The sequence below is a fragment of the Paenibacillus litoralis genome (genome assembly GCF_046244365.1).
Taxonomy (GTDB): Bacteria; Bacillota; Bacilli; order Paenibacillales; family NBRC-103111; genus Paenibacillus_V.
The window spans coordinates 3,762,218-3,788,307 of the sequence record NZ_CP176395.1 but is presented as its reverse complement, the minus strand read 5'-3'; the positions used below and the strand labels follow the sequence as shown (position 1 = coordinate 3,788,307).

General features: G+C 52.6%; 30 protein-coding genes. 9 read left to right on the top strand and 21 right to left on the bottom strand.

Annotated elements, in window-relative coordinates; translation table 11 throughout:
• Window positions 1-91 precede the first annotated feature (91 nt).
• The 3 genes from ACKGJP_RS15295 to lpdA all read right to left on the bottom strand — a co-directional run bounded on the left by ACKGJP_RS15295 (window position 92) and on the right by lpdA (window position 3,639).
• Window positions 92-1,072, bottom strand: a complete 981-nt coding sequence (locus ACKGJP_RS15295) for an alpha-ketoacid dehydrogenase subunit beta (RefSeq protein WP_409346480.1) — start codon at window positions 1,070-1,072, stop codon at window positions 92-94.
• 4 nt (window positions 1,073-1,076) lie between these two features.
• The gene (locus ACKGJP_RS15290; protein WP_409346479.1) at window positions 1,077-2,090 is read right to left on the bottom strand and encodes a thiamine pyrophosphate-dependent dehydrogenase E1 component subunit alpha; all 1,014 of its coding nucleotides are present in this window, start codon (window positions 2,088-2,090) and stop codon (window positions 1,077-1,079) included.
• Between the two features lie 127 nt (window positions 2,091-2,217).
• The gene (gene lpdA / locus ACKGJP_RS15285) at window positions 2,218-3,639 is read right to left on the bottom strand and encodes a dihydrolipoyl dehydrogenase (protein ID WP_409346478.1); all 1,422 of its coding nucleotides are present in this window, start codon (window positions 3,637-3,639) and stop codon (window positions 2,218-2,220) included.
• Window positions 3,640-3,886: 247 nt separating this feature from the next.
• Between lpdA and ACKGJP_RS15280 the strand changes: the two genes are divergently transcribed.
• Together ACKGJP_RS15280 and ACKGJP_RS15275 are read left to right on the top strand one after the other, a co-directional pair.
• Window positions 3,887-4,159, top strand: a complete 273-nt coding sequence (locus ACKGJP_RS15280) for a DUF2627 domain-containing protein (protein ID WP_409346477.1) — start codon at window positions 3,887-3,889, stop codon at window positions 4,157-4,159.
• Between the two features lie 163 nt (window positions 4,160-4,322).
• Complete coding sequence (locus ACKGJP_RS15275; protein ID WP_409346476.1) at window positions 4,323-4,664, top strand: winged helix-turn-helix transcriptional regulator; 342 nt, start codon at window positions 4,323-4,325, stop codon at window positions 4,662-4,664.
• Window positions 4,665-4,744: 80 nt separating this feature from the next.
• Here the strand turns inward: ACKGJP_RS15275 and ACKGJP_RS15270 are convergent, their stop codons facing one another.
• From ACKGJP_RS15270 to steA, 5 genes are read right to left on the bottom strand one after another with little or no spacing between them, the layout of a single operon-like run.
• Entirely contained in the window at window positions 4,745-5,752 is a 1,008-nt protein-coding gene (locus ACKGJP_RS15270) for a DUF4871 domain-containing protein (RefSeq protein WP_409346475.1), read from the bottom strand.
• Complete coding sequence (locus ACKGJP_RS15265; protein WP_409346474.1) at window positions 5,749-6,291, bottom strand: sigma-70 family RNA polymerase sigma factor; 543 nt, start codon at window positions 6,289-6,291, stop codon at window positions 5,749-5,751. Before ACKGJP_RS15265 ends, ACKGJP_RS15270 begins: the two co-directional genes overlap by 4 nt.
• Before the next feature lie 54 nt (window positions 6,292-6,345).
• Entirely contained in the window at window positions 6,346-7,335 is a 990-nt protein-coding gene (locus ACKGJP_RS15260) for a hypothetical protein (RefSeq protein ID WP_409346473.1), read from the bottom strand.
• Window positions 7,332-8,027 (bottom strand): glycosyltransferase family 2 protein, encoded by a 696-nt coding sequence (locus ACKGJP_RS15255; protein ID WP_409346472.1) that lies wholly within the window; start codon window positions 8,025-8,027, stop codon window positions 7,332-7,334. Before ACKGJP_RS15255 ends, ACKGJP_RS15260 begins: the two co-directional genes overlap by 4 nt.
• Window positions 8,006-9,052, bottom strand: a complete 1,047-nt coding sequence (steA, locus tag ACKGJP_RS15250) for a putative cytokinetic ring protein SteA (RefSeq protein WP_409346471.1) — start codon at window positions 9,050-9,052, stop codon at window positions 8,006-8,008. The genes ACKGJP_RS15255 and steA overlap by 22 nt, the downstream gene beginning before the upstream one ends.
• A gap of 216 nt (window positions 9,053-9,268) precedes the next feature.
• Here steA and ACKGJP_RS15245 point away from each other — a divergent pair, with 216 nt between their 5' ends.
• The 6 genes from ACKGJP_RS15245 to ACKGJP_RS15220 all read left to right on the top strand — a co-directional run bounded on the left by ACKGJP_RS15245 (window position 9,269) and on the right by ACKGJP_RS15220 (window position 11,872).
• Entirely contained in the window at window positions 9,269-9,481 is a 213-nt protein-coding gene (locus tag ACKGJP_RS15245) for a hypothetical protein (RefSeq protein WP_409346470.1), read from the top strand.
• Between the two features lie 29 nt (window positions 9,482-9,510).
• Window positions 9,511-9,690, top strand: a complete 180-nt coding sequence (locus ACKGJP_RS15240) for a DUF2524 domain-containing protein (RefSeq protein ID WP_409346469.1) — start codon at window positions 9,511-9,513, stop codon at window positions 9,688-9,690.
• 31 nt (window positions 9,691-9,721) lie between these two features.
• Window positions 9,722-10,006, top strand: a complete 285-nt coding sequence (locus tag ACKGJP_RS15235) for a hypothetical protein (RefSeq protein ID WP_409346468.1) — start codon at window positions 9,722-9,724, stop codon at window positions 10,004-10,006.
• A gap of 41 nt (window positions 10,007-10,047) precedes the next feature.
• Window positions 10,048-10,155 (top strand): DUF6254 family protein, encoded by a 108-nt coding sequence (locus ACKGJP_RS15230; protein WP_409346467.1) that lies wholly within the window; start codon window positions 10,048-10,050, stop codon window positions 10,153-10,155.
• Between the two features lie 230 nt (window positions 10,156-10,385).
• Window positions 10,386-11,228 carry a S1C family serine protease gene (locus ACKGJP_RS15225; RefSeq protein WP_409346466.1) on the top strand — a complete coding sequence of 281 codons (843 nt, stop codon included), beginning with the start codon at window positions 10,386-10,388 and terminating at the stop codon, window positions 11,226-11,228.
• Between the two features lie 206 nt (window positions 11,229-11,434).
• On the top strand, window positions 11,435-11,872 hold the full coding sequence (locus tag ACKGJP_RS15220; protein WP_409346465.1) for a GreA/GreB family elongation factor: 438 nt from the start codon (window positions 11,435-11,437) through the stop codon (window positions 11,870-11,872).
• A 92-nt stretch (window positions 11,873-11,964) separates the two neighbouring features.
• Here the strand turns inward: ACKGJP_RS15220 and ACKGJP_RS15215 are convergent, their stop codons facing one another.
• Both ACKGJP_RS15215 and ACKGJP_RS15210 read right to left on the bottom strand, forming a co-directional pair.
• The gene (locus tag ACKGJP_RS15215) at window positions 11,965-12,366 is read right to left on the bottom strand and encodes a hypothetical protein (protein ID WP_409346464.1); all 402 of its coding nucleotides are present in this window, start codon (window positions 12,364-12,366) and stop codon (window positions 11,965-11,967) included.
• 100 nt (window positions 12,367-12,466) lie between these two features.
• Window positions 12,467-12,745, bottom strand: a complete 279-nt coding sequence (locus ACKGJP_RS15210) for a hypothetical protein (RefSeq protein WP_409346463.1) — start codon at window positions 12,743-12,745, stop codon at window positions 12,467-12,469.
• A gap of 294 nt (window positions 12,746-13,039) precedes the next feature.
• Between ACKGJP_RS15210 and ACKGJP_RS15205 the strand changes: the two genes are divergently transcribed.
• A complete protein-coding gene (locus ACKGJP_RS15205; protein WP_409346462.1) occupies window positions 13,040-13,747 on the top strand; it encodes a proprotein convertase P-domain-containing protein in 708 nt (235 codons plus the stop codon).
• A gap of 134 nt (window positions 13,748-13,881) precedes the next feature.
• Here ACKGJP_RS15205 and spo0A read toward each other — a convergent pair whose 3' ends face one another.
• From spo0A to ACKGJP_RS15150, 11 genes are all read right to left on the bottom strand, one after another.
• A complete protein-coding gene (gene spo0A, locus ACKGJP_RS15200) occupies window positions 13,882-14,691 on the bottom strand; it encodes a sporulation transcription factor Spo0A (RefSeq protein ID WP_409346461.1) in 810 nt (269 codons plus the stop codon).
• 235 nt (window positions 14,692-14,926) lie between these two features.
• Window positions 14,927-16,258 carry a SpoIVB peptidase gene (gene spoIVB, locus ACKGJP_RS15195; protein WP_409346460.1) on the bottom strand — a complete coding sequence of 444 codons (1,332 nt, stop codon included), beginning with the start codon at window positions 16,256-16,258 and terminating at the stop codon, window positions 14,927-14,929.
• Between the two features lie 162 nt (window positions 16,259-16,420).
• Window positions 16,421-18,151 (bottom strand): DNA repair protein RecN, encoded by a 1,731-nt coding sequence (recN, locus tag ACKGJP_RS15190; protein ID WP_409346459.1) that lies wholly within the window; start codon window positions 18,149-18,151, stop codon window positions 16,421-16,423.
• A gap of 84 nt (window positions 18,152-18,235) precedes the next feature.
• A complete protein-coding gene (ahrC, locus tag ACKGJP_RS15185) occupies window positions 18,236-18,685 on the bottom strand; it encodes a transcriptional regulator AhrC/ArgR (RefSeq protein ID WP_409346458.1) in 450 nt (149 codons plus the stop codon).
• Window positions 18,682-19,149 carry a hypothetical protein gene (locus tag ACKGJP_RS15180; RefSeq protein WP_409346457.1) on the bottom strand — a complete coding sequence of 156 codons (468 nt, stop codon included), beginning with the start codon at window positions 19,147-19,149 and terminating at the stop codon, window positions 18,682-18,684. The genes ahrC and ACKGJP_RS15180 overlap by 4 nt, the downstream gene beginning before the upstream one ends.
• 232 nt (window positions 19,150-19,381) lie before the next feature.
• A complete protein-coding gene (locus ACKGJP_RS15175; protein WP_409346456.1) occupies window positions 19,382-20,236 on the bottom strand; it encodes a TlyA family RNA methyltransferase in 855 nt (284 codons plus the stop codon).
• 132 nt (window positions 20,237-20,368) lie between these two features.
• On the bottom strand, window positions 20,369-22,252 hold the full coding sequence (dxs, locus tag ACKGJP_RS15170; RefSeq protein WP_409346455.1) for a 1-deoxy-D-xylulose-5-phosphate synthase: 1,884 nt from the start codon (window positions 22,250-22,252) through the stop codon (window positions 20,369-20,371).
• On the bottom strand, window positions 22,227-22,859 hold the full coding sequence (locus ACKGJP_RS15165) for a hypothetical protein (RefSeq protein WP_409346454.1): 633 nt from the start codon (window positions 22,857-22,859) through the stop codon (window positions 22,227-22,229). Before ACKGJP_RS15165 ends, dxs begins: the two co-directional genes overlap by 26 nt.
• A 792-nt stretch (window positions 22,860-23,651) precedes the next feature.
• Window positions 23,652-24,557: a polyprenyl synthetase family protein gene (locus ACKGJP_RS15160; RefSeq protein WP_409347171.1), complete on the bottom strand. Its 906-nt coding sequence runs from the start codon at window positions 24,555-24,557 to the stop codon at window positions 23,652-23,654.
• A gap of 166 nt (window positions 24,558-24,723) precedes the next feature.
• Window positions 24,724-25,296, bottom strand: coding sequence for a GNAT family N-acetyltransferase (locus ACKGJP_RS15155; protein ID WP_409346453.1), 573 nt, complete (start codon window positions 25,294-25,296; stop codon window positions 24,724-24,726).
• A gap of 147 nt (window positions 25,297-25,443) precedes the next feature.
• Window positions 25,444-26,055 carry a TVP38/TMEM64 family protein gene (locus ACKGJP_RS15150; RefSeq protein ID WP_409346452.1) on the bottom strand — a complete coding sequence of 204 codons (612 nt, stop codon included), beginning with the start codon at window positions 26,053-26,055 and terminating at the stop codon, window positions 25,444-25,446.
• Window positions 26,056-26,090 lie beyond the last annotated feature (35 nt).

Genomic DNA, 26,090 nt, shown 5'->3' with positions numbered 1-26,090 from the left:
AAGCCCGAATCGAAGCGCGGGGAACATATGCCATTCAGCACGGGAATGCCTGACTCCATCATTCTCGATCTCGCGCATCCCTGCGGATTTATTATATTTCAGCAAGCTTTCGCATCGCGTTCTTGACCTTCTCCGGGTTTAACAGATAGAAGCGCTCCATAGGAGGGTTCATGCCTACCGGGTGCACGTCGGGCGCACACAATCGCATGATCGGCGCATCCAGCTCATAAAACATTTCCTCGGAGATGATCGCTGAAATTTCGCCGCCGACACCGCCCGTTTTATTGTCTTCATGAACGATCAGCACTTTCCCCGTCCGCCTAGCCGCTTCCAGAATGGCTTCCTTATCGAGCGGCTGAATCGTACGCAGGTCAAGCACGTGTACGCTAATGCCTTCTTTCTCCAATTCGGCTGCCGCTTTCAACGCATAGTGCACCGTTACGCCGTACGAAATGACAGTGATGTCGGACCCTTCCCGCTTCACTTCCGCTTTACCGATCGGAACGATATAATCGTCGTCCGGCACCTCGTCGTTCACCATAAAGTAGCATTTGCGATGTTCAAAATAGAGCACCGGATCCTCGTCGCGAATCGCCGCCTTCATCAGACCTTTGGCATCGTAAGGCGTAGATGGCGCTACGATTTTCAGCCCCGGCGTTCCGAAGAATACCGACTCCGGACATTGCGAATGGTACAGCGCGCCGCCGCCCGTCGCGCCGTAAGGCACGCGAATAACGATCGGACAGTTCCAATCGTTATTGGAACGGTAGCGGATTTTGGCCGCTTCGCTGATGATCTGGTTCGTCGCCGGAAAAATAAAGTCGGCAAACTGCATTTCCGCCACCGGTCTCATCCCGTACATCGCGGCGCCGATCGCCACGCCCGCAATGGCCGATTCGGCAAGCGGCGTATCGAGCACCCGCTCTTCCCCGAACTGGTCCCTCAAGCCGACTGTAGCTTTAAACACGCCGCCCTTGCCGACGTCCTCGCCGAGCACAAACACGTTTTCGTCCCGTTCCATCTCTTCCTTCATGGACGTACGAATCGCTTCCAAATAGCTGATAACCGCCATATCGTTACGCTCCCTCCCCGTTCGTTCCGTAAACATGCAGCAACGTATCTTCCGGTTTGGGGAACGGCGCATCGTCGGCATATTGGGTCGCTTCTACGACTTCCTGCTTGATCTTCTCCAAAAGCTCCTGTTCCTTCTCTTCGTTCCACAGCCCGCATTCCGTCAAGTAGGCACGGTATTTCGGAATCCCGTCCTTCTCTCTGTTCTCGTCGACCTCTTCCTTCGTCCGGTACTGCATATCGTCGTCGGAGGTGGAGTGCGGGGAAATCCGGTACATGACCGCTTCGATCAACGTAGGCCCTTGTCCGGCAAGCGCACGTTCGCGCGCTTCCTTAACGACACGGTATACCTCCAAGGCATCGTTTCCGTCTACCCGAACGCCGGCGAAGCCGTAGCCGATCGCCCGTTCATAAATATTGCCGGAAACCTGTTTCGCGATCGGCACCGAGATTGCATACTGATTGTTTTCGCACATGAGAATAACCGGAAGTTTATGCACGCCGGCAAAATTACAGCCTTCATGGAAATCGCCTTGGTTGCTCGAACCTTCTCCGAATGTAGCGAAGGTCACGAAGCTTTGCTTTTTCATTTTACCGGCCAGCGCCACGCCGACCGCATGCGGCACTTGGGTCGTAACCGGGCTCGAGCCCGTTACGATATGCTGCTTCTTATGGCTGAAATGTCCCGGCATTTGCCGGCCGCCGCTGTTCGGGTCCTCCGCCTTGGCAAATACGGACAGCATCAGCTCGCGCATCGTCATGCCTACGGTCAGTACAAATCCGTAATCGCGATAATAAGGAAAGAAATAATCCTTTTGCTTCTCAAGAGCGAACGCCGCGCTTACCTGCGCCACTTCCTGACCGATTCCCGAAACGTGAAAAGCGATTTTTCCGGCGCGCTGCAGCACGAAGCAGCGTTCGTCGAATTTGCGGGCTCGTTGCATATTGACATACATATCCACGGCTTGCTCGTCGGATAATCCAAGCGTTTTGTGCTTCGTTAATTGGCCGATCGACATCAGATCAACCTCCTTATGGATGGGAAAATTTAATACCTGGTCCTAAGACTTACCCTTATAATTATATTATAAGCGCTTTTCGTTATGAATACAATTGCTCGCAAGTCCTAGACCTATTTCCCTTTTCCTAAACGCCGATCGCTTTGCCGTCAACCGCCAGCATCGCTTCTCCCAGCGCCTCCGACAGCGTCGGATGCGGATGTATGAGGCTCCCGACCTCCCAAGGCGTCGCATTGAGAAGCTGGGCTAGCGCCGCTTCCGAAATATAGTCGGTTACGTGCGGCCCGATCATGTGCACACCCAAAATATCATTGGTCTTGCTGTCCGCAACGACTTTTACAAAGCCGTCGGCTTCACCGTACACTAACGCTTTACCGAGCGCCTTGAACGAAATTTTTCCCGTTTTGACCTCGAAGCCCTGCTCCTTCGCCTGCTTCTCCGTCCAGCCGACGCTCGCCGTCTCCGGACGCGTATAGATACAGCGCGCGATCAAATGCCGCTGCAGCGGGTGCGGATGCTGCCCGGCTATATGCTCGACGGCGACGATTCCTTCGTGGGAAGCTTCGTGCGCAAGCTGCAGACCTCCCGTAACATCGCCGATCGCGTAAATGTGCGACTCCGCCGTTTGCATGTGCTCGTTCACTTTAATAAAGCCGTGTTCCACGACAACGTCGGTCGTGTCCAGTCCGATTCGCTCCACATTCGCTTGACGGCCGACGCTGACCAGCATTTTATCGGCTTTCAGGTCTACGACCGTACCTTTATGATCAACCTGAACGGTAACTCCTTGGTCGCCAGCCGAAACCGTCTCCGCAAGCAGCTTTGCCTTCGTCAGCACTTTGACGCCGCGTTTCTTGAGCAGCCGTTCCAGCTCGCGCGAAACGTCCTCGTCCTCCTTCGGAACAAGCCGTTCGTCATACTCGACGATCGTCACCTGAACACCGAAATCGTTCAGCATCGACGCCCATTCCACGCCGATCACGCCGCCGCCGACGACCAGCATGGACTCGGGCAGGTTCTCCATTAGCAGCGCATCGTCGCTGGATAGGATCCGCTCGCCGTCGAACTCAAGACCCGGAAGCGATCTTGGACGCGATCCCGTCGCAATAATCAAATTTTCGGGGATAAGCAGCTCCAGCTCGCCGTCCGCAAGCTCGACGCTGATTTGCCCCGTTTGCGGCGAGAAGATCGAAGGCGAAATAATCCGGCCGACGCCGTTATAGACGTCGATCTTATTTTTTTTCATCAAAAACTGGACGCCCTTGTGCAATTGCTCCACGACGCCCGACTTGCGCGACTGCACCTTCGTAAAATCGATCGACGCTTCGCCTACCGAAATGCCGTACTCGTCGCCCCGCTTCACATGCGCGTACACCTCGGCGCTTCTCAGCAGCGCTTTGCTCGGAATACAACCGCGGTGCAAGCAAGTGCCGCCCAGCTTGTCCCGCTCGACAATAGCGACGGTTTTCCCCAGCTGCGCAGCGCGGATAGCCGCAACGTAACCTCCGGTGCCACCGCCTAATATAACGACTTCATATTTTTTGGACATGATCGCATTCCTCGCTTCCGTAAACGATTATTCCCCTATTTTACCCTTAGTTCACACCGAAAATATAGTATAAAATGTGAACATGATGCAAGCTTGCGCGTTTTTTGCCCTCCTGCGGCCATTTGGATTCGACAGATGCGGCCAAGCCTAGTATCATAAGATTGATCTGTAAATACACCCAAAAACCGTCTAGCGCGGGGCGATTCTTCCCGTTTGGCAACAATATCAGCAGAAAGAGGAATGGAGTATGAAAGTTACCCTTGGCCGTTTTATTGCCGCCATTATATTAGTCATTCCAGGCTTAGCCGCCACCTACGGATTTTTAGCGATGAAAGATGCGTTCTTCGCCCAATTCGGCCCTCCGGAATCCGACCCGCACATCCTATGGGGAAAATTCGCCCTAGGCTTTGTGCTTTTTGCGATCGGCATCGCCTTTATCGGCGGCTGGACCTTCTTCCGCGACCGCAAGCGCAACTATGTCGCCCCCCGTTTCCGAGCCAACCGCCGCAGCAGACGTTAAACCGAAAGCGCCCCGCAGGAGCGCTTTTTTCTTTGACCGAGATTTATTTTTTAAACTAACTTTTTGTAATATAATTTCTTTTATATATTTTATTTTATTCGGTAAGGTTGTTTACCAACTTGATTAAGCGTATAATAAAGCCATACGAATTGAGGTGATGAGCATGGAGCATTCGTCATTATGCCCTCGGTTTGAGAAGGCGATCGATCTGTTGAGCAAACGATGGACGGCCCTGATCGTCTTTCAGCTGCTATCCGGCCCGCAGCGTTTTGTCGGAATCGAGCATGCGCTGCCGAACTTGAGCGGCAAGGTTCTCTCCGAGCGGCTTAAGGAACTGGAAGCCGAAGGCATCATTAACCGCGACGTCTATCCGGAAATACCGGTGCGAATCGAATATTCGCTCACTGCGAAAGGCAAAGCCATGGCTCCCCTTTTTAGCGAAATCGGGAATTGGGCCACCGATTGGATCGACATGCCTGCTGCAGCCGATACCCGGAATGAATGAAGTCGGCATGATCGCGCGAATCGTTCATAATAAAGACACCCCTGCGGGTGTCTTTTTGATTCGTGACGGAGGAGCCCTCCTCATTCTTTAACTTCGACGACAACACTGCCGAACAGCTTCCCATCGATATAGGCCATCAGGCGCCATAGTCCTTTCTCCGGCATCGTCAGTGACGAAACGACGCTTGCGTCAGCTCCGTTAAGAGCTCCCCCGATTTCGCTTGATCCGAAGAGCTGAACCGGCTTCGATTGGCCTTGTCGAATACCGAATACCGTCAAGCCGCCCTTAAGCTCAGCTTCCTTCCCCCATAAATGCCAGATCGCCTTATTCGGCTGACCGGCCTTAAAGCTCGGGTCGATAAAGCCGATTTTACCTTCCAATCCCCGGAACGTATACGCGCCGGACTGAAAGGACGGGCTCAGCGTCCATGGTGCGTCGGGCACCTCAAATACAACATCGCCCAATAACTTGCCGTCAAGAAAGACGTCGAAGCGCCAAATGCCCGCAAGCGGCAGTGAAAAACTTGTTCCGATGCGCGAAAAGCTTTCTTTCGAGCCGTCCTGCCGTTTATATTCCATTCCTTTCGCCGAAAACACCGCTTCCTCCAGCTCCGGCTGCTTCCAGCCGCTTTCCTTATGAATCGCCTCAATCCGGATCCGGTTATCCTTCACTTGCTCGAACGGCAGGTACAAGTTCCACCAGCTGCCGTTATATTTGCCGGCCGTGTAATCCCCTCCCGGAAATACTTCTAGAACCTTTTTGCCACCGCTCCAAATTTCCCGGTGCGGCTCCCAGCCTGAACCTTGATCGCCCTGAAGCGCTTTCCCGTTGCCCGGAGGCTGCATCGTCCCGCCGTTCGCCCCCCAAAACCAAAGAGCCGAAGCGACAAGACTGACCAACAGCAGAACGGAAGCGCCTACCCTATATCGATGCCGGTTCTTGCTTCTTTGGTCCGATTGCATAGCCTTATGGCGGATTTCAAACCTAAGCTCCTTAGAGAAGCCTTGACCGATTTCGGGTTTGGCGCGCAGATCCGCATACCAGGCCGGTTCGTTTGTCCGAGACGTTTCGTTGTGACGTTCGCTCATGGCGTATCCCCTTTCCGCAGCATCCGTTCCGCTTTCGCCCTTGCCCGGTGCAGACGCGATTTGACCGTCCCCTCGGAAACGTTCAGCATCGCCGCCATTTCCCGAATCGAAAGCCGGTAATGGGCATCCAGAATGATAACCTCGCGATATTTGCCCGGTAGAGCGAATACGGCGCCCCATATTTCGCCCAATCGCAGCTTTTCGAGCGCTTCCTGCTCCGCGGATCTCTGCATCGTGCCCGGATCGCGAAAGCCGAGCAGCGTCACCTTGCGGATAAAGGCCGATTTGACGTAATTGAGCGCCGTGTTTCTCGTTATGGTAAGCAGCCACGTTTTTACGGAAGACTCTCCGCGAAACGCGTAAAGCTGCCGGTACGCCTTCAGAAAGACATCCTGCGCTATATCGTCGGCCGCCTCCGTCCGTTTCACGATCGTATAGGCATAATGCCAAACGTCTTGACCATGCGCTTCCATCAACTGCTGCAAGATCGCTTCCGGGTTATCGCTGGACGCCACGTACTTCAAATAGTCGAGCTCCATCCAATCACCTCAACCATTAGACAACGCACAACGCCGAAAGTTCCCGCTTCCCCGTTATTTTTCCGTTCTTCCGAAACGGTCGAGCCAATTCAGCCATGTATGGCGTTCTATGACTGCCGTCAGCGACACCCGCTCCGCGGCGAGATGCATGAGAATTAGCAGAACGACGACGGAAATTTGCACTCCGCTATCCGTAAAGACGACCAATCCGCAGCCAAGAGCAAAACCAAGCATATTGGAGCCGCAGTCGCCCAGCATCGCGTTCCCCCGCAAATCCGAAGGCAGCAGCAGCAAGACGGCCATCGATAACGGATAGAACAGCGCCAACCACTGCCCGGTCATATGCCTGCCCATAGCGCAAACGAGCAGCAGGCCGGCGCCTATCAAATAAAGCTTGAGAGCGCGCCCCGGACGCAAATCCAGCAAATTCACCGCATTCATCGCCAGAGAAATGAGCAAAATATGTAACAGCCTTTCCCCCCAAGTCCGATCTGCCGCAAACGCAAAAACGGCGGCTAGCATGACGCCAATCGCCGCTTTCGACAAACCTGTCGTCCATCCCCCCTGCAGCAGCCTCCTTGCATGGCCCGACAGCCCTTTCACTTTCATGTCCCCAAACCTATCGTCCACCCAGCCAACCACAAAGACGCCGCTTAAGCATAGAACATACAAGTACCTAAGCGCATAGCGAAAGTCCGGGGCATAGCGAAAGCCAGAAGCACCGAACCATAACGCGTTTATTTGCTCACCGGCAGCATACAGGAACGTTCCGATCGCCAGCATGCTCCACAAAAAAATGCCCAAGCCGGTCGCGATTCGATCGCCGCGGTAATTGATCGAACAGACGCCGTGCCGCTCGTGAAGACGAATGATCCCCTTCAGTAAAGCGTAACCGCCAAGGACGTATGCGCCGCATCCCCCCGCAACGACCGCTATGCGCAGCCATCCCGCTGGCAGCAGAAATGAGCCGGCGTCGCTAGCTTGTTGAAGAACAGTTATGGGGGACCAAGCCATGCCGCTCCTTATCAACGCCTCTGCCGTCATCGCTCCTCCCTCCTTTTCCGCCAAAAAGTTGCCGCCACGCTCCATAGCTGCTTGCCCCGATGCAGTAATCCCGACATGTCGTTGCCGTAGTAGCGATGCGTCAGCGGCAGCTCGACCTCGCTGATTCGGAATCCTTTTCTGGCCGCATCGACAGTAAGGCCCACTTCTACGCCGAATCCTCTCTCGAAACGCGGCAAACTGTCAAGCACTTCGCGCCTGACCGCCCTCTGCCCGGATAAGCTGGCTTGAAGCTTGCTTCCGCTAAGCCGGTATACGCCGGCATAAGCCAGCCGTTTAAGTAAGCCGAGACCGCTGCGGCGTGCCGGGCGGGGAAATACGGCGATAGTCATATCCGCTTGATTCTGCAGGACAGGCTGAAGCAAGCGGTGAGCGTGTGCCGCAGAGCGGCCCAAATCGGCGTCCAGAAACAGCAGGATATCCCCCTTCGCCATCCGAAAGCCGCTTTCCATCGCCGATCCTTTGCCCTTATTACGGGGATGGCGAATCAACAAATTCGTATAGGTCCGAGCGACTTGGTACGTATCGTCCGAGCTGCCGTCGTCCACGACGATCAATTCATCCCAGCCGTCGTCTTCCCCATCTTGCTTATGATCGCGGAGCGCTTGCAGCGTTTCCCCGATACGGTCCGCTTCGTTCCATGCCGGAATGATTACGGTAACGGTCGGTCGCATAGCGGCCCTCTCTTTTTTTGCTTGAACAGCACGCTTATCCCTTTAGCGTCGATCAGCTTGCCGCCAAGCAGCATCCGGACAAGCAGCGTGCTCCCCATACCGCTGCGCCCTTTCTCGAGAAACTCGAGCATATGCGTGTGCAGCCCGACGGTTACGATCAGTTCCGCCCCCGCTCCATGCGCAAGCAGCAGCGCCATATCTTCGCTCGTTCCCGGCGATCTCATCTCATAGGCAGGCTGCCCGAGAGCCCTGACTCGTGATTGTCCGGGCGATGTTCCGTCCGTGTAGGCATGGACGACAAGCTCGCTACCGCTTAGTAAACAGCGATCGCTGACGCTGTCCATATCGCCAACGATTACATCCGGCGAATACCCCGCTTTACGAAGAAGGTCCGCGCCCCCATCCACGCCGATCAGGGCGGGCTTCCGCTCCCGGATAAAATCCCCGAGGGCCAATAGATCAGCGAGAGCGCCGTTACCCCGGGACACGACGACGACCGGCCTGCCGGTCATCGGTGTCAGGAGCGGCGGACTTTCATGCGTTTTGACGACTGCAGGGAGTTCAAGTTCGGCATAAGCAAGCGTATTGGCGACAAAACCGAGCAGCAGCTTGTCCATCCGTGCGGCCGACCGTTCGTAGACACGCGCGCAGCGATCCAACGTAACCGCATGATAGGTTATAGCGCATCCACCCAACCGAATTTCATGACGATCGATCTCCACGCTCCCCCCGTCTTGGAACTTATCGAAAGCATCGGCAGGTACCTCCAGCAGCGGTACGCCCGCTTTCAGCAAATGAAGCGCCCCTTTGGCCGGAAATGCGCCGCTTAACGATGCAGCAGCGTTTACGACCGCTTTCGGTCTCGCCTCCAGAAGCTGAATGGCCGCTGTTTCGTCCAAATCGCGATGAGCGATGACGAGCACCTCGTTAGCCGCACTTCGGCGCAGCAGCTCCTTGGTTACTTTTCCGGCGCGAATGATGCCGCTAAGCGGGAAAATCTCGCCTTGCTGATTGATGACGGCCATTCGAGCAACGCCCCCCGTTTCGGACCAACTTGTCCCCTAATACGGCTATTTTCCCTAATTGCCAACGATTTCATGCAAGACGCGGTCAATAAATACGTTCATGCGAAAAGTTATCTTTTTAAAAACGTCCGAAAACGGGAACCTTAATCATGCCCCATAAAAATGCCGACAAGACAGAGTATCCTCTCTCCGACTCGGCACGAAAGGAGGGAGCCGATGGATCGCGAGGAAATCAAGGCGCTTGAAGCGATTTATACGAACGGGGAAAAGCACCTGACCGAAGGGGAAGCGGCTGAGATTAAAGCCGAGGAGGAACGCAAAGGCCGATCGAATAATAAATTCGTAGTCGCGTCCCTTATGCCGTTCGCCCCATTTGCCGTTTTTTCGCGGGATGCGATGGATCCGCCGACCGGAATGGAGCCCGACTAACCCTATCTCAACCGTAAAGGAGATGCAACATGCTGAACAATTTGGAAAGCGATTATGACTGCGCCAATGCCGGCGATGATTTGCATGAGCTGATTCAGCAACTGGAATCCATGGAGGCCGGATCGAATCCCGGTCAAGAAGAGCAGGAGCAGCTAAACCGGCTTCGGAATCAAATTCATTTTATCCGCAGCAAATGCCGTATTCATTAATCGTATCCGACGGAAAGGAGCGCCGCATAAAATGACGAAGCACGATATGCACCAAGCCGAAATCGAACGCGCCAAGCACGACGCCACGGAGGCGATCAAGAAGGCTAATATTGCCCAGGAAGCGTTCGAGCAAGCGGAGAAAACCGCCGATCCTCAAAAAATGGCAACCGTCCGCGCGCAAGCCGAGCAAATCGAACTAACCGCCGAAAAAGCGCAAACCTACCTGAAGGCGGAAGCCTCCCGGCAGGACGAGCAGCAGGTTCAGCAGCTGGAAGAGCATCTGGCTGAGGCTCACCAGGACGTTCAGCATTTATAAACTCGGACTTCCCAATCCTAAGTCGAAGGAGCCTTTCATCCATGAGCAAATCCAAGCGGCGCCGTGAAAATGAAGATAAAATCCGCAAGCAAACTCCGCATCCTCACGGCAAAGTCAAGTCCCTCAAAGAGCTTTCCGAGGAATCATAGCATAAACGCCCGATTGTCCGTAAACAACAAAAGCCTCTTCCCGGTTGCTTATGCAGTCGGGAGAGGCTTCTTCTTCGTTTCCGGTAACGATGTATCTGACAGCTCTTCATCCTGCATTCGATGTGATTTCCAGCATTTGCTTTCAGGAAATGCTCAGCCCAATATCATGTTCTTTTAAGGTTGAGCCCTCATAATCGGTTGTGTCAGGCAAACACAAGGAGGTTTTCATCATGGAAGATCATCGACCGACCGACGTAACGCCCCGTAAAAAAATGGCCGTTGTGGTCCCAGCCTTTTTGGCAGGGGCGCTTTTTATAGGTAGCTTTATGCTTATCGCCGCCAAGTTTAACAACTCCGGTGAAGCCCCAGCCTCTTCCCCGTCGGCTGCTGCGGGAAATCCCGCTGCCGACGGCGTCACGACGGCTTCTCTCAGCCTAAACGCTAACGGCGGGTATCATGCGATCGCATCGGCAGCTGGTCCTGCGACCGTCAAAATCGAAGCGAAGGTCAACGCCCGTACCGGCGGTTTCCGGCAGCAGGCGCAAACGAGCGGCACGGGCACCGGCTTTATTTATGAAAAGTCGGGCTATATCGTCACGAATGAGCATGTCATTGACGGAGCTGACGAAATTATGGTATTGGTTCAGGGCTTCGACCAACCCTTTCAAGCCCAGGTCATCGAGAGCCGGTATGATTTGGATCTGGCGATTCTGAAAATATCGGGAGACCGGCCGTTCAGTGCTCTTACCATTGCCGAGTCCGACCAAACGCAAATCGGCGAATCCGTTGCCGCCATCGGGAACCCCTACGATCTAGACTATACGCTTACGACTGGCGTGCTCAGCGCGACGGAACGTAAGATCACCATACCGGACGACAACGGAACGCGCGACTACGAGCACCTGCTGCAAACGGATACGGCCATTAACCCCGGCAATTCAGGCGGTCCGCTGCTTAATAGGAACGGCGAAGTGATCGGCGTCAACACGGCCGTAAGCGCAGAAGCGCAAGGAATCGGCTTCGCCATTCCGGCAAGTACGATTCGATCCGTTCTGGATTCGATCATAAAATAACGCAAAAGAGCGCCGCGAGCGGATTGTCCGCTCCGGCTTTTTCATGGAATGGGGGCGGGATAGACATTCTGCCTAATTCTGTTACTATAAGGGGTAAGAGGCTCCTATCCGGGGTCTCATTTATTCATTAGGAGGAACGTGCATGAACAACATTTGGGACAGAAGGATAGCAGTCGTGGATCAGCACCTAGAAGGAGAAATCTTCTATGAACCATAGTCTAACGGGTGCCAAAACGCAGCTGATCAAACAGCTTGTTTATTTTGATGAAGAAGTAAGCCATTTTCTCGATTTATACATTCCCGTAAACGGCAGCGAGCGGACGAAAACCGAGCAGCTGCTGGTGAAATATGCTGCAGCCTTGAATGGCCTGCTGCCAAGTTTCTCGGAGGAAACGCTTCATTCGATTGCTCTAATCGGAAGCAAAGTTCAGATTCGGTATTTGGACGATAACGAGGTAGATGAATACGTCATCGTGTTCCCGTCGAACGCCGATCCGAACCGGAACCGCATATCGTTCCTCTCGCCGATCGGGAGTCATCTGCTGCTCGGCGCCGCCGATGAACGGCACGCGATTGAAACGCCGTCCGGCTTGCTGCAGGTAAAGATTGAAAGCATACGCTATATGAATTTCGGAGAAATATAAGAAAGAAGGAGCCGCGCGCAACGGCTCCTTTTCTAATGCATTTGGCGGCTTTTTCGGGCGCTTCGACGAGTCGAACGCCACCTTTCCGAACTTTATTGTTGACAAGCGCACCCCGCAAACACTTGAACGGAGCCAATCCCCGCAGCGAGCTCATGCGACAACAACGGACCTTCAATCCGCATATCATATTGGTTGCCCGGGCGAATACGCGTTGTAACTCCCGAAGGACGGTAGTCGAAGCCCCCGATAAGCTTGTTGGACTTGTCGAACACATAAACGATAACGTCCAGTTTATCGGTATCGACATTTGCTGCAGTCTCGTTTTTGAACGATGTTTGAATGTTGAAAGACTGGGATATCCCTCCATCCGCATCTTTGAAGCTCATCCGATAGTTCGAAGCCGTAAGCATCGTGTATGCTAGGGCACTCCCTCGAGAAACCGAAAATTTCACTTTGGATTTCCCGTAATCTTCCGCAAACCCAATCCCGCTCAAGTATTCGTAATCCCCGATATGAGCGACTTCGCCCGGTTGAAGCGTACGCGGTATCGCTCTTCCAAAATAGTCGTCTTTTTTGATGCTTTTCCCATTTTTATCAATATTCGGCGTGCATAGAAGAGATGCTTACCGGGAAAGCATGCGGATTTTTGACTGTCACCGCCTTTATTATTTTCACCATTTCCGCTTGATCCTTTTGTTTCGATAGCGAATAAGAGACGATGCTCTCCGCTTCTTCAACAATCTCCAAAGAAGGAGTCTCGGCTTTCGGTGTGGGTGCGGATATCGGTTTCTCCGGTGCCGGTTCTTGAAAGACAAACCACAAGATAAACACAGCAACTGCCAAAACAAATACAAAAGTCCATAAAGCCTTCACTGCCAAAGTCCCCCCGTTTATGTCTTCTAGATGCAAATGTTAGTATAAAACATATAGGCAGCATTTGGTAGTATCGAAACGATAATAATAAACGAAAAACCCGCATGTGATGCTGGCTAGTGGCAGCCAACATCACATGCGGGTTTTTCATTGTTATGATCTCCGAATAATAGATCACCTATTTTCGAAATAATTAGATTCCAGTCTATCCCCTATTTAGATATCTGTCCAACCCTCTCTCTGACGCTACACGTAAGATGTTATGCGTTATATGTACAGGGAGGTGGTTTGCGGATGGGATGTCCGGCTAAGAAAACAAAAAAATGTCACAAGAAAACAATTATCGTGTGTCCGCGAAAGAAGAAAAAAAGATCTGTTATCGTGAAAAAGAAAATCGTGAAAGTGAAATGCCCGCCCCTGAATCCCATACTAACCCTTAGTCCTTCCAGACGAGTCTGTACCAGATTCCCAAGCAGCTCATTTAATTTTTTTAACGGAGAATTACTCCTCATACCAGGAGGTAATGCCGTACCTTATCCGTCACCGATAACCGTCTCGGGATTGACGGGTCCTCTTACGAAGGTGACGGCAACGCTTGTTGAATTAACTCATACCAACCCCGATGATCTTGATATTCTGCTCGTCGGACCAGATGGTACGAATACCATGCTCATGTCAGATGCGGGAGGTGTGAACGCTATCGTAAACGTGACATTGACATTTGACGATAATGCAGCAAATTTTCTTCCTGATGAAACGCAAATTGTGTCTGGCACGTTTAAGCCAAGCAATTTTGATACCCCCCCAGAAAATCTCCCGGCTCCTGCGCCCCCAACCTCTCTGTCTGTTGCGCTTAGCAACTTAACGGGGATGGATCCTAATGGTACATGGAATCTTTTCGTGTTTGATGATAATCCTCCGATCGGTCTGGGAAATATGAGGAGTTGGGCATTAAGCATAACAACACCCGAGAAGGAGGAGTGTATATTTACTCCTTTGTAAACAACAAATACCACTCCTTTATTGGTGTTTTGGATAACCAATAAACAAGTGGTATTAGTTGGTTTTACATTCCGATAGTTATAGCCATCCCTGCAATTGACATTGACACGTTCAAAGCCTTACCGCTATTCCTCTCAGCTCACCTTATGCTCAATCCGCAGCTTATCCGCGACCATCGCGATGAACTCGGAATTGGTCGGTTTCGCTTTCGAGATATTGATCGTATAACCGAACAGATGGCTGATGCTGTCGATGTTGCCGCGCGTCCAGGCGACTTCGATGGCGTGTCGGATGGCGCGTTCGACCCGGCTAGGCGTCGTTTTGTAGCGCTCGGCGATGGCCGGATACAACGTCTTCGTAATGGCGCCAAGAATTTCGATGTTGTTGTACACCATCGTAATCGCTTCGCGCAAATATTGATAGCCCTTAATATGAGCGGGTACGCCGATCTCGTGAATGATGCTCGTAATGTTGGCATCCAGGTTGCGGCCCTTGGAAAGCGGCACGACATTGGCTTTATGATGCGTTGTCGGGCTGCTGACCGAAGAAGTAATCGATTGATTGCCGGCTACTAGCTGCCGAATGCGATTCGTAAGCACTTCCATATCGAAAGGTTTCAATATGTAATAAGATGCACCGAGCTGCACCGCTTTTTGCGTGATGTTTTCTTGACCGAATGCCGTCAGCATGATGATTTTCGGCTGGGGCGACATGTTGACCTCGCGCAGCTTCTCGAGTACGCCTAGCCCGTCAAGGTGAGGCATAATGATATCCAGAATCAGAACGTCCGGCACTTTGCGCTGCTGTTCGATGAAACGAAGCACTTCGTTACCGTTATACGCAACACCGGCAACCATCATATCGTCCTGTTCATCGATGTACTCTGACAATAAATTAATAAATTCGCGATTATCATCCGCAAGCAGTACTTCAATCTTTTGCAATTTCGGCTTGCCTCCCTTTTTTTACGATTATTTACATTCACCTTGATATATTTTCGACAACTGAACAGAAATTCCTTCTGTCGAAAATTATTTTTCTTTATTTTTTTTGAAAAATCCTTTATAATAATTTTTTTGTTTATAAATCAACAGATTTCGACAAAAACTCGAAAAGAATTACAAGAAATTCGACCTGCTTTCTTGGCAAAATAACCGATGCAAGAAAAACAACCGAAGGCTAAGAAGCCCTCAGTTGCTCATCCGTTTCTTTCTTGAGCATGATTCCCGCATCTTGAAGCATCCATTCGATAAAGCAGCCATATCCGCTTGTCGGGTCGTTGACGAATACGTGAGTTACCGCACCGATCAATTTCCCGTTTTGGATGATCGGGCTGCCGCTCATTCCTTGAACGATTCCTCCGGTTTTATCAAGAAGCCGGGAATCGGTGATTTTAATGACGAGTCCCTTCGTAGCCGGGAAATCCTGCTTGGCGATATGCACGACTTCAATATCGAATTTCTCGACTTTTTGTCCGCTTACTACGGTATAAATTTGCGCCGGTCCCGCTTTGATTTCCTCGGCTAGCGCCACGGGAATCGTTTCATTCGTGACACTGTGATCGGGCTGGTGAATCATTTTCCCGAAAATGCCGAATGGCGTATTTTTCTCGATGCTGCCCAGCACTTTCTTCTCGTTGGCAAAATGTGCGCGTTTCTCGCCCGGCTCCCCGTTATGGCTTTTGCTGATGGAGGTAACGTTGGAATGAACGATTTCGCCGCTGCCGACAACGATCGGCGTTTGGGTGTCGATATCGGATATGACATGCCCGAGCGCCCCGTATACCCCTTGATCGGGCGCAAAGAAGGTCAATGTACCGACACCGGCAGCCGAGTCGCGGATGTATAGCCCCAATCGGTAAGCTTTGTCCGCAACGTCATAGGCAGGCTGCAGCGAAATTTTCAAGGTTTCGCCTCCTCTAAGAACGTCCAGCTCAAGCGGCTTGCCGCTTTCCCCCGCCCGGTTGACGATGTCCGACACTTTGGTCACATCGTTGATAGCCGTCCCGTTCATCTTCATGATCATATCGCCGACCAAAATTTTCGCTTCTTCTCCGGGCGATATTTTTTTGTTTTCTTTTATCGTGACCAGATGATGGCCGACGATCAATATCCCGGCTGATTTCAGCTTTACGCCGATGGTTTGGCCGCCGGGAACCACCCTCAGATCAGGCAGCACTTTGACCTTTACATTTTTGAGCGGGATAGTTCCGAACAGCTTCAATTGCATTTCCGTTTGCCCCGATTGCTCGCTTTGCAAATGAATCGGATCCTTCAGATTAACCCGGAAGGATTGCTTGTCGGAGCCGTTGACATGCACGATATTCGGATCCTTAACAATAACCTTCGCGCTGACCGGCATCGATAAATGCAGTTGTTTGTTCTGGCCTGTAAAAATGCGTAATTCATGCGGAAAGGAAGCATAGCTTTGAAAAGGGGCGGAGATCGTAATCATGCCGACAAAGAAGACGAGCAAGAGTCCAATCCATCTTTTACGGTTTCTGGATGACAAGCGGGTTCACGCTCCTTCTGCCTTCACTGCTGGCGAAACATGATCGCCAATTGCGTACCTATAAGGTAACCCCGCCCCCATGCTTTTATAACTGTATAAAACCTGCCACGACAGCTCATTTCTTGCTTTCTTGCGTGTCATTCTCAGCGGCGGACATTTGCTTTAGCTGATCATTTGCGCTTTTTTGCCGTCGGCCAGCTTGATCATTTCTTGAGCGTGATGAAGCGTCGTTTCGGTAACCTCGACGCCCCCGAGCATTCTGGCCAGCTCCTCGACGCGGCGCTGCTCGCCCAGATCATGAACCCTGGTAAACGTACGCTCCCCTTCCACCGATTTCTGAATAAGGAAATGAACGTCGGCCATACAGGCGACCTGAGGCAAATGCGTGATCGAGAACACCTGACAGCTGGTCGACAGCAAAGACAGCTTTTCGGCGATCGCCTGCGCAGCTCGTCCGCTGACACCCGTATCCACCTCATCGAAAACAAGTACGGGGATGCGGTCCATGCGGGCGAATATCGCCTTCATCGCCAGCATAATGCGCGACAGTTCCCCGCCTGAAGCGATTTTGCCGAGCCCCCTAAGCGGCTCGCCGGGGTTCGGAGAGATAAGAAATTCGACGTTGTCGCAGCCCTGCCGCGTCAATCGCACCCGAGTGCCGTCGATGTCGACGCCCGAGGCATCCGAAATACGATCGATTTGGACGCCCATTCTCGTTCTCTCCATATGGAGCTCGCGAAGCTCCGACTCGATTTGCGCGGCAAGCTGGGTCGCGGCTTGCTTGCGCAGCGAAGACAGCGACAAGGCAAGCTCGACAAGCTTGACCCGCTCCTCCTCCGCTTCTTTCTCCAGACGGTGTAGCGATTCGTCTTTATTTTCAATAAGAGCAAGCTCATTGTTGATTTTGTCCAAATACGCCAGCATTTCGCCGACATTATCCCCGTATTTGCGGCGCAGGGAAGAGATCAGATCGAGCCTATGCTCGATTTGGTCGAGACGGCCGGGATTAAACTCCACGTCGTCACGGTAGTCGCGAAGCTGATATGCGGCATCCTCCAACTGATAAAAAGCGGACTGCATCTGCTCCGCGAGCGGTGCGAGCGATGCATCGAGCGCGGCGATATCTTGTACCCGCTGGAACGCTTTACGAATCGTATCGAGCCCTTTGCCAGCTCCGTAAACGGCTTCATAAGCGTCTGAAGCATTTTGGTACAATTTTTCCGCATTAGCTAGCTTGCGCTTTTCTTCCGATAATGATTCATCTTCGCCGATTTTTAATTTGGCGGCGCTGATTTCCTCAGCCTGAAACCGGTATAGGTCAAGCATTTGAAGCGCTTGCTTGCTTGTCTCCTGCAGGTCGCGAAGCTGCCTGACGATACCCGCATGCTTGTCGAAGGAGGCTTCGTAACGCTCCTTGGCTTCCGCAATCGCACGGCCACCGAACAAATCTAGCCATTCGATATGCTCATCCGCTTGCAGCAGCGACTGATGCTCGTGCTGGCCATGAATGTTGACAAGCCGCTGGCCAACCTCGCGCAGCATCGCCAAATTGACGAGCTGGCCGTTAATTCGGCTGGAGCTTTTGCCTTGAGCGGTAATTTCTCTTCTAATGATCATATCCTCATCCGGTGAAGCTTCCACACCGAGCTTGTCCAGAACTTCCCATACCGGATGATCGGCGGCAACCGAGAATAACGCTTCGATTTCCGCCTTGTCGCAGCCGTAGCGCACGAGCTCCGCGGATCCCCGCCCGCCGGCGATCAGGCTAAGCGCGTCGATAATGATCGACTTCCCTGCCCCGGTTTCGCCGGTTAATACATGGAAACCTTGGCGAAAAGTCAGCTGCACCGACTCAATGACAGCCAAATTGCGAATTGAAAGTGCGGTTAACATCCGTTTCCCCTCCAATAATGGTTTTCCCGCAAAATAAGTAAAGGATTGGCATACTTCCAATGCTTTGCGGGCCAACGAAACGCTTTACGAGATCATGCCCGTTATTTGGTTGACGATGCGGCCGCTTTGCTCTTTACTCCGGCAAATAAGCAGAATCGTATCGTCGCCGCATATCGTCCCCATCAGCTCCGGCCAGTCCAAATTGTCCAGAAGCGCTCCGATTGCGTTAGCCGTACCCGGCATGCATTTCATAACGACAAGATTGTCCGTATAATCGATGCTGATAAAATGATCGCTCAGCGCCCTTTTTAGCCGCTGAACCGGATTGTATCGCTGCTCCGGCGGAAGCGCGTATTTGTAGCGTCCGTCGTCAAGCGGCGTTTTGATCAGATGGAGCTCTTTAATATCGCGCGAAACGGTTGCCTGCGTCACTTGAAAGCCGGCGGCTCTCAGGGCGTCCACCAGATCGTCCTGCGTTTCAATTTCCTGCGTCGTTAATATTTCGCGTATTTTGATATGCCGTTGACCCTTCATTCGGATTCTCCCAACATGTGAAATTGTATGTGATGAACCGATTGCTCTTCAATATCCACTACAAGGATGCCCTCGGCTTCCGGGTAGAGGAGATGATAGGCTAGCAGCTCGTCCCGCAGCCCGCTGCCGCTCCAGTCGAGCGGCTTGTCTTCCTTCATGACTTTCACAATGTAGATGCCGTCCTCGTTTCGGACGAAATGATCGATCAGGAGACGGCTTGCGTATTCTTCGGAGCCGTCGACGACAATCCGCATCTGCACTCTTCGCTTCTGGGTCATCACCTCATAACCGGAATTCTCGAGCAGCTCGACGGCTTCCGTTACCGGTATTTCTTCATCGGGCTCGACGCGCCATTCTTCATTTCTTTGAGAGGGAAGCTGCAGCCAGCGGCGGAATGCGATCCACAGCCAGACGATGAGGACGATTACAACAAGCGTTAGCACGAATGTATCTCCTTGCTGCATGAGAACACCTCCTAAGCGTTGGCATAACGTTTCCATTGAGAGCGCGCTTCAAAATTCGTCGGCATAGCGTTTCCGCAGAACGCACTGCGTATGCTAATTATTTTCGCGGCGTTTCCTTGGAATTCCTCTCGTTTCAATAAAAAACACCTGTGCGACAAGGTCGTACGGCTGCCATTCGACAGCGCAACGGCTTTAGTCGTCCAGGTGAGTTGCTTACTTCCCCTGTTGTTCGCTAAGAAGCGCTGGAAGCAAAACGAGCGGATGCTTCCTTCACCACATCATCGATACGCTTCTTTAGCGACGAATCCAAGCCCTCTGTATGCGCTTCGGCAACCGGCAAATCCGCGGCGGCCTTCCAGTAGGCAAGAAATTCAATATTCCCTTCCCCTCCCGTAATCGGAGAGAAGGTTAAACCCTCCAACTGAAAGCCGATGCCTGCCGCAAAGGAAAGCACGGTTTCAAGCACTTCGCGGTGTACGGCGGAATCCCGCACGACGCCGGTTTTCCCCACTTTTTCGCGGCCGGCTTCGAATTGCGGCTTGATCAGCGCCATAACGCTGCCGTTCCCTGCCAGTATAGCTGCAAGAGGAGGTAAAATGAGTTTCAAGGATATGAACGATACGTCGATGGTGGCGAAATCCGGTCGGGGCCCGTCCAAGTCCGCAGGCTCCATATACCGAAAATTAGTCCGTTCCATGACACGGACCCGGGAATCGCTGCGAAGCGACCAGTCTAGCTGATTGTAGCCGACATCGATCGCATAGACTAACGAAGCGCCGTTCTGCAAAGCGCAGTCCGTAAAACCGCCGGTTGATGCCCCGATATCCATCATCACCCGCCCTTGGAGCGGGATCTCGAACTGGCGAATCGCCTTTTCCAGCTTCAAGCCTCCCCGGCTCACATAAGGATGGACCGCTCCCTTGACGGAAAGCTGCGTAGCTCTCGGTATTTTCGTCCCCGCCTTCTCAACGCGTTCCTCCGCAGCAAAAACAAGGCCTGCCATAATCGCAGCCCTCGCTTTTTCCCTGCTTTCAAAATAACCTTGCTCCAAGAGCAATATATCAACACGTTCTTTATCCGCTGCCATATTGGCTCCAATCCTGACCACTCAAAGTAGGCTTCATCGCTGTACATCATTTTTTGAAATTGTATTTCGGGGCTCCCCGCAAAGTAATAGGAATAAGCTTAGGAGCCATCCCTTCACTTTGTGGGGATCGATCTATGCGCGCTGCCGTTTACGCGGCATAAGCGATAGCGCCTGAGCGGCGATGTTCTCAATCGTCAAGCCGACTTCCGCTCTCTGTTCCTTAAAGCTTCCATGCTCGACGAAATAATCCGGCACGCCCATGATCCGAATCTGCATGCCGTCGATTTGATTCAGCGAGTAGTATTCCAGCACCGCACTGCCAAGACCGCCCAGGACGGCGCCTTCTTCGATGACCACGATACTTTTGCCTTGCTGTGCCAAACGCTGCAGCATTTCCGTATCGAACGGCTTCACGAAGCGCGCATTGATGACCTCCGCTTTGACTCCTTGAGTGGCTAGCGCATCGGCCGCCCGCTCGGCAAGCTCGACCATCGGGCCGATTGCCAGAAGGGCAACGCCGTCACCTTCGCGGACAACGTCCCAGGATCCGATCGGAATCGGCTTCATTTCCGCATCGATATCGACGCCCCTGACCGTTACGCGCGGGTATCGGAATGCGATCGGACCGTCGTTATAGTCGAACGCCGTTTTCATCATGTTGCGCATTTCGTTCTCGTCCTTCGGCATCATGACGACGATGTTGGGCAAGCTGCGAAGGAAAGCGATATCGTATACGCCCTGATGCGTTTCGCCGTCTGCGCCGACAAAGCCGGCACGATCGATCGCGAACGCTACGTTCAAGTTCTGGCGGCATATATCGTGCACGACCTGGTCGTAAGCGCGCTGCAGGAAGGTGGAGTAGACTGCGAACACAGGCTTCATGCCTTCGCCGGCAAGCGCTCCGCACAGAGTCGCCGCATGCTGCTCGGCGATACCGACATCGATCATTTTACCGGGGAACTCCTTGGCGAATTTCAGCAGGCCCGAACCGCCGGGCATGGCCGGCGTTACCGCGACGATGCGCGGATCGCGTTTGGCCAGTTCGATTAGCGTATCGCCGAACACCTCGGTATACTGAGGCAGGCCCGCGGATTTGACCATCTGGCCGGATTCGATTTTATAAGGACTTGCTCCATGCCAGGCGAACGAATCCGCTTCCGCAGGCGTGTAGCCCTTGCCCTTTGTCGTTACGACATGAATGAGCACGGGTCCCTCGACTTTATCCGCTTGCCGGAATGTATCCAACAGAACGGGAATATTATGGCCGTCGACCGGTCCGAAGTACGTCAAGCCGAATTCCTCGAAAAGCATGCCGGATACGAGCAAATATTTCATGCTATCCTTGACCCGCTCCGCCGTCTTGGCAAGCGTGCCGCCGATTGCAGGTATTTTCTTCAGCAGATGTTCGACTTCTTCCTTCACTTTCTTATAGTGCTTATCGGAACGGATCTTGCTCAAATAATTGTGGAGCGCTCCGACGTTGGGCGCAATCGACATTTCGTTGTCGTTGAGCACCACGGTCAAATTGCGCTTTTCGTGACCGATATGATTCAGCGCTTCCAGCGCCATGCCGCCCGTAAGCGAGCCGTCCCCGATCAGAGCGATTACCTTATTGTTCTCGCCCTTGAAATCGCGCGCCATCGCCATGCCCATGGCAGCGGACAGCGATGTGCTGCTGTGTCCCGCTTCCCAAACGTCATGCGGGCTTTCGGCTTTCTTGATGAAGCCGCACATGCCTTTGTATTTGCGAAGCGTATCGAACATATGCTTGCGACCAGTCAAAATCTTATGTACATACGACTGGTGGCCGACGTCGAAAATAAATTTGTCCTTCGGACTGTTGTATAAATAATGCAGTACCAGGGTCAGCTCTACGACTCCGAGATTGGAGGAGAGGTGGCCGCCGGTTACCGACAGCTTTTCGATCATAAAACGACGGATTTCTTCAGCAACGACGAGAAGCTCATCCACCGATAACTGTTTGATGTCTTCAGGCTGATTGATTCGTTCTAGCACGCTTGTTCCCTCGCTTCGTGTTTGTTTTCTGTTTGCGCTTGGGCGTGAAAATCCTGATCTTCAGCCGATGTTCCAGCACATAAAACAATTTACCGATAAAAAGTACGATATCCGTGGAATAATGAATGGCGAACGACTTGCCCATCGCCTTGCCGCCTACCGTCAGCGCCGAAACGACTGCGGTAAACACGACGCTGACGACCGTTCGCATCACTTCATTCCCGTCACCGAACGAGCTCATCAGCTTGATGACTACGGCGGCGCTCGCCGCTCCGCTTATGACGCTTGCAACGTCGCCGACGACGTCGTTACAGAAGTTAGAAAAGCGGTCCGCATTCCGTACGATGAATATCGCATGGCGCGATCCCGATACTTTCTCCGAGGCCATGCCGTGAAACGGCACTTCGTTGGCGGCGGCTGCCGACAACCCCATAATATCGAAGAAAATGCCGGTAAATACCAGTACGATCACAATGAGCATCCCGATTCCCCATGAAACGCCTTCCAAAATCATCGTGGATGCGACCGTAAATATACAGGCAAGAATAAAGGTTACAATCGATATAAAAATACTCCATCGAATGGAGTTGCGGATTGAAAATTTCATTTGTCGCCTGATCGCTCCTCATGAGGCGGCGAGTTAGCGGCTTATTCAACCTGCCTCTTCTGCACGCTTCTCACAAATTTGGAGTGGCAGCTTCCTGAGTAAACGCTGTGGCTTAGGTCCAGTAGGTTTTCCCAGACGAGACACCCTAGCGTCGCCGGAAGGGCGGTTTCCCTTTACGCTCGTCTTGTTGCCGTCTCCGGACATCAGACTGGATTACCACTTAGTCCACACTATAATCCCCAGGAAGCCTCACATCGTGAACAGTCTAGGAGTTTTCCTCTGACAGCCCTTAAACCATCCCTTAGCCTCTTTTGCAAGCCAGATTTCATATAGCATCCAACGCCGGTCTTTTTGGCCGAAAAAACGGGCGCCTACCATCTACAATCCCCTCTGACTCACTCAAGGCAGGCTACGCTGCACACAAGTCGTTTTAGCATAACGGACGAATAAGATAAGTCCTTCATACAGGTGAGACTCGCCTTTGCAGGTTCATACCCCAAGCCGTAACCGGGTGCACGGTGGCACAAAAGCCACGAACTTGGGCCTCCGCGGAAGCAGGGTCAACGCCCACATGCCATTGTGGATCGCCCTTCAACCTTAACTCCCAGCATCAACCCCCGACTGGGCGTCGAAAGCCAACACCAGGAACTTCATCGATGTGCCCTTTGACGAATTTTTAGGCCCGCCTTCAAGATGGTAGCCTGACTAGAATACTGCGCCACTCGCTCATTCGCCCCCCCATTATATCACAGGTAGCAGAAGCGGCTCAACGAAATTGCTGAATTTTGGAAATTAATGGTCTCTTTTGACTAAATAATCGGCGAGTTCCATCAGATTTTCCGGGTAAGGAATCAGTCCGCTTGCCAGAGCGGCCTTCGCCGCTTCCGTCAGATCGCGAACCTTTTGCTTGGACGCTTCCATGCCGATCAAGTACGGATAAGTCACTTTTTGCTGCTTCTCGTCGCTGTTGACCGCTTTGCCCAGCTTCTTCTCGTCGCCCTCGACATCCAGAATATCGTCCTGAATCTGAAAAGCGAGCCCGATCGCATAGCCGAAGCGGGTCAATGCGTCAAGCTGGGCTTCCGTAGCCCCTGCAGCCCAGCCTCCGGCGCGCAGCGAAAATACGATCAAATCGCCCGTTTTGTGCCGGTGGATGTAATCGAGCTCCTCGCGGCTCGTGATCCCCTGCTCTCCCAGAACGTCCGCCGCTTGGCCTCCGACCATCCCGGAAGCCCCCGCAAGCTGCGAGAGCTCGGCAACGATCGAGAGCGCCCGCTCCGGCGTCAGCAGCCCTTGCCGACCTGCATCCGCTACAACATGGAAAGCATGCGTCAGAAGCGCATCGCCGGCTAAAATCGCCATCGCATCGCCGTATATTTTATGATTGGTTAGTTTTCCCCGTCGGTAGTCGTCATTATCCATTGCCGGCAAATCATCATGAACGAGAGAATACGTATGAATCATCTCGATTGCGCAAGCCGCAGGCATAGCCGCTCTTTCCGAACCGCCGAGCGCTTCGGCCGCAAGCAGCACAAAAACGGGACGCAATCGTTTGCCACCCGCCATTAATGAATATTGCATCGATTCCCTCAGCTTAGCGGGAACATCCCATTGCAAAGGCAGCGTCTTGTCAAGCGCGGCTTCCACCTGCTTCGCTTTCTCCGCAACTATCTGCTGAATCGTTACTGTTTCCTTCAATACGCTCACCTTTCGCCTTCCGTTCGTCACTGTCCCGCTGCACGTTTACGGGCGTTCATAGAAATTTTTGTCGAAAATTTGTTCCGTCACGGATAGTATAAACAGCGGATGGCGTATTGTCAAAGCCGAGGCCCGCCTGCCAACCTGTTTCTAAGGGCCGGAACCCCTAGCGGCTGCCGCCTCCGGTCGGTTTGGTCATCCGCAAGTAGCGGTGTCCGTAAACGGTCAATTCTCCCTCCGTCCGGTAGCCTTGTTTCACATAAATGGCGTGAGCGCGTTCGTTATGCTCCTCGACAATCAAGCCTACGGTCGGATAGCCGAGCGCTTCCGCTTTGGCTTCGAACGCCTTCATCAGCATTTTCGCGATGCCTTTGCCCTGGTAATCCTCATGAACGGCAACCGCGTCCAGATAATAGTCTTCTACCCGGGATTCTTTCTCGATCGTATAGTTTGCAATCCCTTTAACACGCCTGATTCTTTCCAAAAAGGGCTGGTCCAACGATTCCGCTTCGCTGCCGTGGTAGGCCACGAGCATACCCGCTATGCGGCCGTCCCGCTCGTCGACAATAACATTTTCGTAGCTGATCCGGTTGCCCGGCTGTTTATAAAACTCCTTCAATATGTGAAGAGCTTCCGGTTCATCCATCGTTCCCGCCAGCGAACAGGCAATAGAGCCGATCGCGCTGTGAAGCAAAGGAATCACCTGCTCGGCATCTTGAATTCCCGCTTGTCGAATCATGATTGTCCTCCTTAAGCAGCTGCATAATATAGCCTAGTTTACCTAAATACGTACGAAAACGTGCATGGTCGCAAAATTCGATAGTCCTTTCATCCAAAAAAAAGAACGTCCGCTGCAGCAGCGAACATTCCGCATGATTCTGGCCGTTTACATTTCCAGCTGAAAACGTTTTTCCAGTTTTTTTCCGGCAAACCACAATAGAAAGAGCATTACCACTAGAACAGCGATACGCCAAGGCTGCGAAATAAACGCTTGCCAGTCGTGCCCGACGAACGATATCACGAACACCATGACTGCCTTGCCCATCAGAAGAGCCGCCAGGAATGTTTTGAACGAAACGGCGCTCATGCCCGAGGCGATATTGACCAAGAGCGAAGGGATAAACGGGAAGCAGTACAGCAGAAAAAGAGGCGTAAACCCTTTGCGCTCCGACCATTTGAAAAGCCGCTCGGTTTTCGGGAATTTCCTTACGATGACTATGCTGAATCTTTTCCCGAATCTGCGGGCAAGCCAAAACACCAGCAAGGCGCCAAGACTTGTGCCGATCCAGGAGTATAGGAAGCCCAACCATAACCCGTATGCGGACGCATTGCCGATTATGATGACGAATAACGGCAAAAACGAGAGGATAGCCTCCGACAGCGGGAGGATAATGCCGGGCAGCGGCCCTAGCGAGGCGTAGTCCAAAAGCCATTGCTCGACTTGAGCCATATCGAGATTCATTAACTCATGAGTTGCTTGTTCAAACCACCCTGTCATCGATTTCTCCTTCCTGATACCGGTCCTCCACAAAA

Excerpts from the sequence above, each read along its gene's own strand:
- ACKGJP_RS15295 (WP_409346480.1), bottom strand. The coding sequence starts at position 1,072 with ATGGCGGTTATCAGCTATTTGGAAGCGATTCGTACGTCCATGAAGGAA.
- ACKGJP_RS15290 (WP_409346479.1), bottom strand. The coding sequence starts at position 2,090 with ATGTCGATCGGCCAATTAACGAAGCACAAAACGCTTGGATTATCCGAC.
- lpdA (WP_409346478.1), bottom strand. The coding sequence starts at position 3,639 with ATGTCCAAAAAATATGAAGTCGTTATATTAGGCGGTGGCACCGGAGGT.
- ACKGJP_RS15280 (WP_409346477.1), top strand. The coding sequence starts at position 3,887 with ATGAAAGTTACCCTTGGCCGTTTTATTGCCGCCATTATATTAGTCATT.
- ACKGJP_RS15275 (WP_409346476.1), top strand. The coding sequence starts at position 4,323 with ATGGAGCATTCGTCATTATGCCCTCGGTTTGAGAAGGCGATCGATCTG.
- ACKGJP_RS15270 (WP_409346475.1), bottom strand. The coding sequence starts at position 5,752 with ATGAGCGAACGTCACAACGAAACGTCTCGGACAAACGAACCGGCCTGG.
- ACKGJP_RS15265 (WP_409346474.1), bottom strand. The coding sequence starts at position 6,291 with ATGGAGCTCGACTATTTGAAGTACGTGGCGTCCAGCGATAACCCGGAA.
- ACKGJP_RS15260 (WP_409346473.1), bottom strand. The coding sequence starts at position 7,335 with ATGACGGCAGAGGCGTTGATAAGGAGCGGCATGGCTTGGTCCCCCATA.
- ACKGJP_RS15255 (WP_409346472.1), bottom strand. The coding sequence starts at position 8,027 with ATGCGACCGACCGTTACCGTAATCATTCCGGCATGGAACGAAGCGGAC.
- steA (WP_409346471.1), bottom strand. The coding sequence starts at position 9,052 with ATGGCCGTCATCAATCAGCAAGGCGAGATTTTCCCGCTTAGCGGCATC.
- ACKGJP_RS15245 (WP_409346470.1), top strand. The coding sequence starts at position 9,269 with ATGGATCGCGAGGAAATCAAGGCGCTTGAAGCGATTTATACGAACGGG.
- ACKGJP_RS15240 (WP_409346469.1), top strand. The coding sequence starts at position 9,511 with ATGCTGAACAATTTGGAAAGCGATTATGACTGCGCCAATGCCGGCGAT.
- ACKGJP_RS15235 (WP_409346468.1), top strand. The coding sequence starts at position 9,722 with ATGACGAAGCACGATATGCACCAAGCCGAAATCGAACGCGCCAAGCAC.
- ACKGJP_RS15230 (WP_409346467.1), top strand. The coding sequence starts at position 10,048 with ATGAGCAAATCCAAGCGGCGCCGTGAAAATGAAGATAAAATCCGCAAG.
- ACKGJP_RS15225 (WP_409346466.1), top strand. The coding sequence starts at position 10,386 with ATGGAAGATCATCGACCGACCGACGTAACGCCCCGTAAAAAAATGGCC.
- ACKGJP_RS15220 (WP_409346465.1), top strand. The coding sequence starts at position 11,435 with ATGAACCATAGTCTAACGGGTGCCAAAACGCAGCTGATCAAACAGCTT.
- ACKGJP_RS15205 (WP_409346462.1), top strand. The coding sequence starts at position 13,040 with ATGGGATGTCCGGCTAAGAAAACAAAAAAATGTCACAAGAAAACAATT.
- recN (WP_409346459.1), bottom strand. The coding sequence starts at position 18,151 with ATGTTAACCGCACTTTCAATTCGCAATTTGGCTGTCATTGAGTCGGTG.
- ahrC (WP_409346458.1), bottom strand. The coding sequence starts at position 18,685 with ATGAAGGGTCAACGGCATATCAAAATACGCGAAATATTAACGACGCAG.
- ACKGJP_RS15180 (WP_409346457.1), bottom strand. The coding sequence starts at position 19,149 with ATGCAGCAAGGAGATACATTCGTGCTAACGCTTGTTGTAATCGTCCTC.
- ACKGJP_RS15175 (WP_409346456.1), bottom strand. The coding sequence starts at position 20,236 with ATGGCAGCGGATAAAGAACGTGTTGATATATTGCTCTTGGAGCAAGGT.
- ACKGJP_RS15165 (WP_409346454.1), bottom strand. The coding sequence starts at position 22,859 with ATGAAATTTTCAATCCGCAACTCCATTCGATGGAGTATTTTTATATCG.
- ACKGJP_RS15155 (WP_409346453.1), bottom strand. The coding sequence starts at position 25,296 with ATGATTCGACAAGCGGGAATTCAAGATGCCGAGCAGGTGATTCCTTTG.
- ACKGJP_RS15150 (WP_409346452.1), bottom strand. The coding sequence starts at position 26,055 with ATGACAGGGTGGTTTGAACAAGCAACTCATGAGTTAATGAATCTCGAT.